The sequence below is a fragment of the Aliiglaciecola aliphaticivorans genome, assembly GCF_054782055.1.
Genome location: NZ_BAAGTF010000047.1, coordinates 1 through 10,297, shown reverse-complemented (window position 1 = coordinate 10,297; position 10,297 = coordinate 1). Strand labels below are relative to the sequence as shown.

8 protein-coding genes are annotated in these 10,297 nt (G+C 41.5%); 3 read left to right on the top strand and 5 right to left on the bottom strand.

What is annotated here, in order from left to right:
* Positions 1-375: 375 nt before the first annotated feature.
* Complete coding sequence (locus ACYVIL_RS18720; RefSeq protein ID WP_460314120.1) at positions 376-1,179, top strand: sensor histidine kinase; 804 nt, start codon at positions 376-378, stop codon at positions 1,177-1,179.
* On the opposite strand, the gene ACYVIL_RS18715 is transcribed toward ACYVIL_RS18720, so the two are convergent.
* From ACYVIL_RS18715 to ACYVIL_RS18700, 4 genes are all read right to left on the bottom strand, one after another.
* Positions 1,166-1,828, bottom strand: coding sequence for a hypothetical protein (locus tag ACYVIL_RS18715; protein WP_460314118.1), 663 nt, complete (start codon positions 1,826-1,828; stop codon positions 1,166-1,168). The genes ACYVIL_RS18720 and ACYVIL_RS18715 overlap by 14 nt on opposite strands.
* A gap of 218 nt (positions 1,829-2,046) precedes the next feature.
* Positions 2,047-2,853 (bottom strand): SDR family oxidoreductase, encoded by an 807-nt coding sequence (locus tag ACYVIL_RS18710; RefSeq protein WP_460314116.1) that lies wholly within the window; start codon positions 2,851-2,853, stop codon positions 2,047-2,049.
* A 19-nt stretch (positions 2,854-2,872) separates the two neighbouring features.
* Positions 2,873-4,117 carry an aspartyl protease family protein gene (locus ACYVIL_RS18705; protein WP_460314114.1) on the bottom strand — a complete coding sequence of 415 codons (1,245 nt, stop codon included), beginning with the start codon at positions 4,115-4,117 and terminating at the stop codon, positions 2,873-2,875.
* A gap of 170 nt (positions 4,118-4,287) precedes the next feature.
* Positions 4,288-4,992: a hypothetical protein gene (locus ACYVIL_RS18700; protein ID WP_303476672.1), complete on the bottom strand. Its 705-nt coding sequence runs from the start codon at positions 4,990-4,992 to the stop codon at positions 4,288-4,290.
* Positions 4,993-5,224: 232 nt separating this feature from the next.
* Between ACYVIL_RS18700 and ACYVIL_RS18695 the strand changes: the two genes are divergently transcribed.
* Positions 5,225-6,379 carry a serine hydrolase domain-containing protein gene (locus ACYVIL_RS18695; RefSeq protein ID WP_460314112.1) on the top strand — a complete coding sequence of 385 codons (1,155 nt, stop codon included), beginning with the start codon at positions 5,225-5,227 and terminating at the stop codon, positions 6,377-6,379.
* A 273-nt stretch (positions 6,380-6,652) separates the two neighbouring features.
* Here the strand turns inward: ACYVIL_RS18695 and ACYVIL_RS18690 are convergent, their stop codons facing one another.
* On the bottom strand, positions 6,653-7,825 hold the full coding sequence (locus tag ACYVIL_RS18690; RefSeq protein ID WP_460314110.1) for an aminotransferase class V-fold PLP-dependent enzyme: 1,173 nt from the start codon (positions 7,823-7,825) through the stop codon (positions 6,653-6,655).
* 247 nt (positions 7,826-8,072) lie between these two features.
* On the opposite strand from ACYVIL_RS18690, the gene ACYVIL_RS18685 reads away from it, so the two are divergent.
* Positions 8,073-10,178 carry a TonB-dependent receptor plug domain-containing protein gene (locus ACYVIL_RS18685; protein ID WP_460314108.1) on the top strand — a complete coding sequence of 702 codons (2,106 nt, stop codon included), beginning with the start codon at positions 8,073-8,075 and terminating at the stop codon, positions 10,176-10,178.
* Positions 10,179-10,297: the final 119 nt, after the last annotated feature.

The following is a 10,297-nucleotide window of genomic DNA, read 5'->3' as shown; positions in this document are numbered from 1 at the left end:
GTAAAGTGACTCATTGCATCGAAAGAAAAGCAGAAATCATCAAATGAATATCGCTCAATATTCGTATGTAATGAGCACATAACCTAAACAATCTAAGTGTAGATAATTAAGGTTGAAAGACTATATATCGCTTCCATCTACCAACAGTACAAGACTATCCCAGACACGAGTGTTAACTATATTTCAATATACTCCGACCTAAGTCAGCTTCCGCCGGAGATCCAACAGCAATTCGACCAAAATCAAGGGGTCAATAAAATTCACTATCACTCCAACTATAGCTTTCTGTTATCTCAGCCCTTGGCTAACAATGCCCAGGTGTTTTTATTACTTAATCGAACACAGTTAGAATCTGCCTCCCATATGTCGAGCGTCATGCCACTATTTTTGTTTAGCATTTCAATCGGCGTTAGTGTTTTAACCCTCCTCAGTTCTTGGTATCTGGCGACATTGATTTCCCGTCCTGTACAATCTCTTACCAACAGCGTAATCGCCCACAGATCAACTCAAGATTGTGAAATCCAAGGAAAAGAACGAGAAGATGAAATTGGCCATCTTGCAGTAGCATTTTCTGAAACCTTTGAACAGTTGCAAAGAGCACTAAAACGAGAACAAGATTTCACACGTGACGTAAGCCATGAATTACGAACCCCAATAACACTGATTAAAAACACATTGGAGCTGAGTAAAACATCGCCTTTAGATAAAGAAGGGTTTTTAATTTTAGAACAAGCTAGCAATGAATTAAAACAAACAGTAGAAGTTTTATTAGCGTTAGCCAGAGAAAAAAACCTTGAATTCAACTCCCTAGCAATTTTACCCATTGTTGAAAAAACTGTGCTAGCTATCTACCGTATTTATCCGCACATCGGTTTTCAAGTCAATATTGCTATCCCTCCTTCTATGAAAGTCACTGGAAATCACTATTTAATTTCTCTCCTTTGCCAAAATCTAGTCAATAATGGTTTCTATCACGGCTATAAAGGCGGCATGAAAATTAGTGCAGAAGGCAACAAATTAATTTTTGAAAACGAGTTGAGTGAAATAGACGAAAGACCCTATTATCAAGGGTTAGGTCACGGCCAATATTTAGTTAATCGAATCGCCAATGTGATGGGCTGGGATTTATCCATAGAGCAGTTTGATGATTCATATCGAGTGACAGTTATCCCTCACTAATTGCCACAGGTTGATTTTGTTTAAACAGTAAAAGGCTTAAACATACAAACCAAACAACCTGTAGGGCACCAAAAAGTGCGCCGACTAGACTTAAACTCGGTATCAAGGTTAATAAACCAAAGGCGGCAGTAATATAACCTAAACCATGAATTACCCTAGAGAAACGCCGTTGCTCAATGAGGGTTAAAGTCATGACTAACATCCAGATCCCGCCTACCCACTCTACGCCTTCACCTAAACCCATTTGAATGGCGTAAATATCTTGCCATATTTCCGAAATTTCCCCTTTAGCGGGTAACCAAGCATTGAATAAAAACTCAATAGAAAGGATTGCAATTAAACCGCTGGCAAAAATATATGAAGACCAAATATAGCTGACTAACATCGTTAGTTTATGCATTTTTGAATGTTCTAGTGTGCCTCTAGCCGTGATCTGCATGCTCAATAATAAAATGGCCACCGCGAAAACAATATATACAATAAAATACCAGAATTGCATTAACATTGGGTGCTCGGTAAACACCTGCAGACGCTGAGAAGGTCCGTCATTGAAGTCAGGCACCCACACCAATATTAGAGTCAATCCAAAGATAAATGATAGTGCGCAGGTTAAAGACGCAATTGCCGCTAAATTAATTTGAGTTTTCACTCGTCAGTTTCCACAATGCTGAGTTTATGATCATTATTGATGAAGCGAGAATATAGCACAAATAACCATCGGCCAAGTCTTGGGTAAGGTTAGTGGCTTACTAAAAAGTAATTCAAAATGTGTTTAAATTTACATATTCATTGATTACACAATTAGGCTTTTTATTGTTATCTGCTATATGACTGGTGAATGCCTGTTTCAGTTATTATCAAATTTTGTTAGCTTGATTTTTTAGGTGCTGCAGTGGCACCGGCCAAAATACCGCCATCCACTGTCAATTCGATACCAGTCACATACTTAGCCTCATCAGACGCTAGGTAAAGTACCGCATAAGCAACGTCTTCCGGCGTGCCCATGGTTTGCAATGGAATATCTTGTGCGACCATATCTATAGCGGCCTTGCGCTGCTCTCCTTCGCCTAGCATTGTATTCCACATGGGGGTTAATATTGCCCCAGGATGTACCGAATTACAGCGAATAGGGTAACCTTGTTGCGCACAATACAGGGCAACTGTTTTACTATGGTTTCTCACCGCAGCTTTACTACTGGCATAGGCCGCTGCGCCAGGAATGCCAACCATGCCAGAACGAGAAGAAATATTCACAATACTCGCTGACTTGGCATTTTTTAACATGGCAATGGCATATTTGCAGCCCAAACTAACACCGTCTAAATTGGTTTTATGCACACTGTGCCAAGCCGCTAGCTCAAAATGTTCCGGATCCTGAGGCGTGGAGGTCTCTGTAAACCCAGTGATTCCCGCATTATTGACAACAATATCAAGACATTCATGCTTTTGTAAAAGCAAAGCTGTAGTCTCTTTCCATTGGGTCTCCTCACCAACATCCAGAGATAAGTATTCCGCGTTGGTGCCAAGCATCTCAGCCGCCTTTCGGCCGATATCATCTTCAATATCGGCAATATAGACCCTAGCGCCAGCGTCGACGAAAGCCTGAGCAGTGGCTAATCCAATACCTTGGGCTCCTCCGGTTATCAGGGCAACTTTATCTTGTAGTCGACTCATATCTTTTCCTTAATCACGCTTACATGTGGGAAGAATAACCTAAAATATGTTGACTGACATAGGAAATACAATCTCGGTTTCTAACACACATCTGTCTGCTTCCGGGGGTTGCATTGAGTTCAATCCATTGCTGTTCTGAAATCTGTGTCGCTGGTATTTGATTGATACTGATAATTTCATCCCCGGCTTGTAATCCAGAAACTTCAGCGGGAAGTCCTGCTGTGACATAGCGTACTACGAAATTTCCGTTTTGTAATTTTCGCAACTCCACGCCAGCTAAATTGTATCGTGAAGCGAAAACATGCTGAGAATAAGCTCGCATAATGAATTGATGATTGTGATAATCAATCACGGTAATAAATTGATTCATTAGTGCGCTGCCAATCACCCACCAGTCGTCTTCATCATCGCTTGGGATTAGATTGGTTTTTACTCCGTTTATCTGTAATGACTGAAAATGTATTGCAGGAATCGTAACCCTTTGATGTTCGGTCATGCCACTCATTCCAAAATCGGCAGCCATGATTTTTTTAGTGGGTAGCGCAATATCATTTTCAATTGGGAAGGCCGCACTCATTTTAAAATAATGCCTGCTCCCCGTATCTATCAATACTTCTCGTTGCAATTTTGTGCTTTGATTAAACTCCACAGTGGCATCAATGCTTAACTTGCTAAATGACACGGAAATCGGCATAGCAGCATCGCCTTTATGTACGGTTTGCGGCTCAGCAGATGCGGTTATTAAGGCTTTTTGTTTATCCAAGGTCCAGGCAAAATGTCGGAGTATGTCGTGACCTAAAACACCATCAAAAATCGCCTCATCTTCGCGCAAATAGTAAGGGCTTAATGAAATAGGTATGTAAGCAACTTTGACGTTTTCAAACTCAACTTCACCAATATGTAAACTAGCTAGTTCGGATTGATAAGCCTGGGTATCTTGGCCTTCACCCCAGCCTGCTATTTTCAGTTCAAAACCTTTTTTAGTGAGTAAAGATTTCCCTTTTGGTGTATCAAAAACCATGCTGAAAGAAGCCCCTGTATCAATTAAAAACAGCAGCTCTGTTGAGTCATTTACTAACAAACGCACATAGGGTTTTTCACCAATATAGATTGCAGGTAAAACTTGATCGTTTTTTGGGCTCGGCCAATTAGGCTCAATATCGTCATTGGCATGCATCATTCGAAGACTATTCACTAAGGAACAGCCGCTCAACAACAAGCCAAACACGACTAGCAAAATGATTATATTGATGTGGTACTTCATAATACCTCCTAGATTAAAATATGCGACCTAATGCTAGCAACTTCCTGCTTATCAAAGATGCGCGATACGGCGCTAGCGCCGCCAAAAAATGTCCACGATGTTTAGCAAGTCCATCACCGATCGCGACGGGAACGGCATCGATGATAAACTTGCGTTAAACAACCTTTTAGTTAGAAGCGATAGATGACTTTAAGGCCATATTGACGTTTAAAATGCGCGTCAATGTCATAACCGTTTTGCAACGAATCGAAATCCGTGTAGGTAAAATCAAGGATTACATCCATTTGTTTGGATGGGTTCCAAATTAGTCCCGTCGATAGGGCGTAAGCATTATCTTGGGCAAAGTCTTTGAGCTCTCGATACATACCACTGCCATACACTGTCAGGTCACTGTTTACCCGCCACATTGCTGACAACTCGCCTCTGAACTCAGTTTTATTATCACGCTTATCTTCATTCCAATGTAAATAGTGGGCCGATGCACCAATGGAAAAGTCTTTAGATATGACGTATTTACTGCTTAATCCTCCCCCGAGTGCATAACTATCATCATATTCTGCAGACTCATATAGCCCCATCAAGCCACCATCAATGGTAACTTCCCAACCGGTATTCGCTTCAGGGCGTTGCCAAACAGCATACCTTACTCCTGCTGGGCCAATGGTTAAATTGTCAGTAACACCGTAGGCAAGTGAGAACAAGGGTTGAACATCATTTTCCCCATAACCTGTACCGTAGGATGCCCCTAATCCAATCAGTATTTCGTTGTCATTCAGGGTTAAATTGCGCATTACCGGGTTTGCATCGCTTAAGGTATTTGCGAATAGGTGGGTGGGTATAAAAAGTAACGCTAATATTGAGAGTTGTTTTTTCATCTGTTAATGCCTGTTTATAGTTGATTCAGTGGGGGCATTTTTACAACGGCAAGGTAAAAGCAGGGTGAAATTAATCAAAACAATGTCAGCTGTTTGCAGAGCGGCTTATTAAACTAGTTTGAAAGGAATAAACGTTGCCTTAGTACATAATTCCGTCTTAATTTCACTTCTAGTTCACCTCCCACCCGTTACTTTTATGCTCACTTTCAGACAACGCATAAAGGTACTAACAATGACTACATTTCGAAAAATCAACTATTTATTAACTAGCGCGACTGCCATATTGCTATTAGGCGCATGTGGCTCTAGCAGCAATGACAACACAACTATTTCACCACCTGTTGCCCAAGAGGTGGATTACCAGGAATTTCTAGACGATGCCGTCGAACAGGGTATCCCAGGCGTAATAATGTCCATTGAAGGACCAGAAATAGACTTCATCGGCAGCGCTGGCTTAGCCGACATACAACAGCAAACCCCCATGCAAATAGATCATGTCATGCCCAATGGCAGCGCGGGTAAAAAAGCCACAGCGTTGCTCGTAGCGATGTTACATAACGACGGAGTTTTAAATATTGACGATACTATCGATACTTGGCTGCCCGATGAAATTCTAGATCGAATCGAAAATAGTCGCAGTATGACGTTGCGTCAGTTGTTGAACCACAGCGCTGGTGTTTATGACTATTTAGACTCTGCGACTCAAGCACATTGGTACTCGACAATAATGAGCGACCCTAGCTCACTCAAAACCGATATCTATGCATTGCAATTTGCACTAGATCAGCCAGCTTATTTTATGCCAGGCACTGATTTTCATTATTCGAATACCGGCTATTTGCTTGCAGGGCTTATTTTAGATGAAGTATTGGGCCAACATCATTATACCGAAATGCGCAATCGGGTTATTCTTCCCCTTGGATTAAATAGTACCTACTACAATGGTTTAGAAAAAAGCTTGGGCACTATTATATCTGGATACGTCAACATTGACGGCGTATTGGAAAATGCCAAACCCGTGTACGAAAACATTGGGGTTTCTGATGCGCCATTAGTGAGTTCAGTCAGCGATATTTCTTTATTACTGAAATCCATAGTAGATGAGGACTCTGTTGTCGACAGCGATGTGAGAGCGTTAATCACCTCACCTGAAAGTATGGTACAAGCTTCGAACACCCTAGAGTATGGTTTGGGTATTTTCAAAGAAATGTCCAACACTAAAACTGTATACCACCACGGCGGAGACGAGCCTGGTTATAAAACAGAAACCTTTTATATATTGGAAGACGATATTGCTTTCACCGTCTTTTTTAATTGCAATGGTTATGATGTCTGTGCTGAACAAAGCAACATAGTTGTTCAAAAAGTATTGCAAACTATTCTGTAAACACGATGAAAAAAGCCAGAGAGAAAGTACAGCTTCTCTCTGGCCCACTTGTTTTCAGCAATTAGAAGTACGTTTAAATCCTTGTACCCTAAGTCTCTTAGGATGTCACAACGCCTCTTTTTTATTTTCCTATTAAGCTAGCTTCTTTAAACTCTCCACTAATTGTTGAATTTCATCAGCACTGGTAAATACTTGGGGCGTAATACGGACACATGCACCAGAATCTAAGCCCTTTCGGATAACCGTAAAAATACCAAAATCCTTCTCCAATTTTTATTGCAGTTGATTGGCATCATCGATTGTGGTTTTACCTTTTATTCGAAATGAGCTCATACCGGTAGCCGACATGCTGTCTTTTCCACCTAACACTTCAATATGTCCCATTGACTGCGCTTCTGAAAACCACAAATCTCGCAAGTATTTAAGTCGCGCTTGTTTATTTTCTCCACCTATGGCCTGATGAAAATCCAGCGCTACAGGCACTGTTAAAAACGCTGCAAAATTGGCAGTGGCCGTATGCACGCGGGTGTAAGCTCGATTGTTATTCGGATCGGACTCACCAGGATAAGGAGCGATTTTATCCAGCGTCCCTTTTTGCATGTATAAAGCACCGACTCCTACCGGAGAGCCTATCCACTTATGTAAATTAAATCCTGCCCAATTGACGTTTAGATCAGAGATTTTATAATCAATTAACCCCCACGATTGTGCACAATCACAAATAACATCAATTCCCCGCTTTTTAGCTTCTTCGACAATTTCAACCACAGGAAAGACTAATCCATGTTGATTACTCACATGGGTGAGTAACATCAGTTTAATATTAGGGTGCTTATCGAAGGCGGCAATATAGGCTTGCAATAATTGTTGTTGGTCAGCCAGACTCGGTGTGATTACCTCTATGCTTTCCACCCCTTGATCCTGCTCCAACCATTTCATGGTTGTTTTAAAACTAGGATAATCACTGTCTGCAAACAACACCCCGTCTCCAACATTTAATCCTTGATATTGACGAATCAGATTATGGATAGCCTCAGTGGCATTGCGGGTCAAAACGATTTCGCCTTCTTGGGCACCAAGGGCTTGAGCCACTCGACTCATGGCATGGCGGATATCACCAGGAAAATCTTTGCGGGCGTAAAACGAGTTTTGATCGTTGACCATCTTAGTGGCGCGTTGGTAAGCCTCAATGACTGGCTTGGCCATTTTTCCCCAATAACCGTGCTCTAAATTAACGATTCCCTGTGTTCGATCATAATAAGTGGCGACCTCAGCCCAGAACCCTTCGTCAGCGGCTAAACTCTGTGCAGAACCATGACTTGCTTTAGGCAATATTAACCTTGAAGATTCTTTTTCAGCAGCAACGCCAAATGAGGAAAGAGCAGCCGTTGTGGCAACTCCAGTTAATAAATTACGACGAGTTAAGGAAAATTTAGAGTGGTTCATATGAGGGCTGCTTATTCATTTCAATTCGAAAATTAGGGTAAAGGTAATTTATGACATTTTAATAAAATAAGGAATCTGTAATCGATATTTGATCTGCGAGAGTTTATTTTACCGAAAGATAAAACCTAATAAAATCAAATGGAAAGGATAAATAAAACTGCCATTTTTCCTTAACCGCTTTGTCATTTTAACGTGCAACAGTAGCGCCTTTCATCATTCACATTTAAATAATTCTAGGGTTTAATTTATGTTTGCGTTATCAAAGGTTTCTCGTTCTGTATGTTTTGTTTGCAGTGTTAGTGCCATTCTTCCCTCTTTAAGTCAGGCTCAACAAACGCCCGATGATGCTGCGAGTAACAACTTAGAGAGTATCATTGTTACTGGAACTCGTTCTTCCGAAAAAACCGTATTTGATTCTAGTGCTCCTATCGATCTAATTGCTGCAGATGAGCTTATGGGAACAGTATCAGAAGACTTGTCAGATACCCTAGCCCAGTTAGTGCCCTCTTATAAAGTTCAAAGGTTACCAATGGCCGATGGTCAAGTATTTGTTCGCCCAGCCACCTTGCGTGGATTATCAGCGGATCACACCTTAGTATTGATCAATGGTAAACGCCGCCACCGTTCAGCCCTTTTAGGCGGTAATGGCGCTCAGGCTCCCGACCTATCGCAGATACCTGCTTCAGCAATTAAACGCATTGAGGTTTTGCGAGACGGAGCATCGGCTCAGTATGGCTCTGATGCGATTGCAGGGGTAATTAATATCATATTAGACGATAGCCAAGGGCTTGAAGGTTTTGTGCAATATTCAGAATATGCCGAAGGAGACGGTGAAAATATCAGGACTGGTATCAAAGGCGGAATGGAATTAGGCGACGACGGTTTTGTTACAGTAAGTTTTGAATATGCAGATGCTCAAAAAACCTCCCGAAGTCGACAGCGACCTGATGCCATTCAGTTTGCAGCCGACCATCCTGAAGTTGACGTACCTAATCCCGTGCAAAACTGGGGACAGCCAGAAACAGAAACCCTAAGAATTGCATTGAATTCAGGTTTAGATACCCAAATCGGCATGGCCTATTTGTTTGCTACTTTCGGCCAAGGAGAAGGCCTAACTGACTTTAACTGGCGTAACCCAGACAGCACTAGTGCGTTCAATTTAACAGATGTATTCCCAGACTTTGACCTAAGAGACACTTATCCAGCGGGCTTCTCTCCTCAGTTTGGTCATGAAGATAGTGACCACTCACTAAATGTTGGCGTAAAAGGCACTTTATCCAACGATTTAGATTGGGATCTCAGTGTTGGCTTTGGACAAAACAGTATCGAATATAACATGTCCAACAGCATTAATGCCTCCCTAGGCCCGCTAAGTCCTACCGATTTCTACATTGGTGAATTGAGCCAAAATGAAACCAATGTTAACGCTGATTTCAATTACCTTTGGGCTTCATCTATGCTCAGCGATGCTGCAAATATTGCATTTGGTGTTGAATATCGTAAAGAAACCTATGAGATAAAACCCGGTGATCTCGCATCCTATGAAATAGGACCTGGCGCTACGGTAGGATTGCCTTCAGGTTCAAATGGTTTCCCTGGATTTTCGCCAAATCAATCGGGAGAATCCAGTCAAAATAGCCAATCAGTATATGTGGATGTTGATTTACCAATAAGCGAAATGTTAACTATTGGTTTAGCCTCACGTTATGAGAAATATTCAGAATATGGAAACGGAAAATTAACCGGTAAGCTCTCTGCACGCTATGAAATGAATAGTGATCTAGCTATTAGAGGAACAATATCCACTGGATTCAAAGCCCCTACACCTGGGCAACTATTCAGTGAACGCACGTCTCAAGGACTAGACACTAATACCTTAAATATATTCACCACTGGTCGTTTTTCACCTGAAGGTGATGTCGCAAATGTAATATCTCAACGAGAAGACGTGACCATCAATCCCCTTGAAGCAGAAGAATCAAATAACTTCAGTGCGGGGATAGTGTATCGCCATGACAGCGGTTTCCATTCATCATTAGATTTTTATCAAGTGGATGTGGATAATCGCCTAAGTACGTCTTCTACCTACACGGTTACTGATAATGAAAGGACTCAGCTTGCTTCACTGGGTGTTCCTGGAGGCGAAAGTATTACCCGCGTTAACTTTTATCAAAATGATTTTGATACTCGTACAACAGGGATAGACTTAGTCATAGGTTACACCACTAATTTGAATCAAGGTGTTTTATCGCTAACCTCAGCACTGAATCACAATAAAACGGAAGTGCTAAATGGTAGCTTAGTTGACAACGACACAACTCGTAATCGTTTCGAAAATATCTTGCCACTGTAATCCCCCCATTTTAAGCAGCAGTTATTCGTAGAAATTAATTAAGCCGCTCTCAATAGTTGTTTAGGTGGTACACCACCAATTGCCATATTAGGTCGTTCATTGTTGTAAAGCCAGAGCCA

What these genes read in the sequence shown, in the direction of transcription:
- ACYVIL_RS18695 (WP_460314112.1), top strand. Translation starts at nt 5,225, where the DNA reads ATGACTACATTTCGAAAAATCAACTATTTATTAACTAGCGCGACTGCC.
- ACYVIL_RS18720 (WP_460314120.1), top strand. Translation starts at nt 376, where the DNA reads ATGCCACTATTTTTGTTTAGCATTTCAATCGGCGTTAGTGTTTTAACC.
- ACYVIL_RS18690 (WP_460314110.1), bottom strand. Translation starts at nt 7,825, where the DNA reads ATGAACCACTCTAAATTTTCCTTAACTCGTCGTAATTTATTAACTGGA.
- ACYVIL_RS18710 (WP_460314116.1), bottom strand. Translation starts at nt 2,853, where the DNA reads ATGAGTCGACTACAAGATAAAGTTGCCCTGATAACCGGAGGAGCCCAA.
- ACYVIL_RS18700 (WP_303476672.1), bottom strand. Translation starts at nt 4,992, where the DNA reads ATGAAAAAACAACTCTCAATATTAGCGTTACTTTTTATACCCACCCAC.
- ACYVIL_RS18705 (WP_460314114.1), bottom strand. Translation starts at nt 4,117, where the DNA reads ATGAAGTACCACATCAATATAATCATTTTGCTAGTCGTGTTTGGCTTG.
- ACYVIL_RS18685 (WP_460314108.1), top strand. Translation starts at nt 8,073, where the DNA reads ATGTTTGCGTTATCAAAGGTTTCTCGTTCTGTATGTTTTGTTTGCAGT.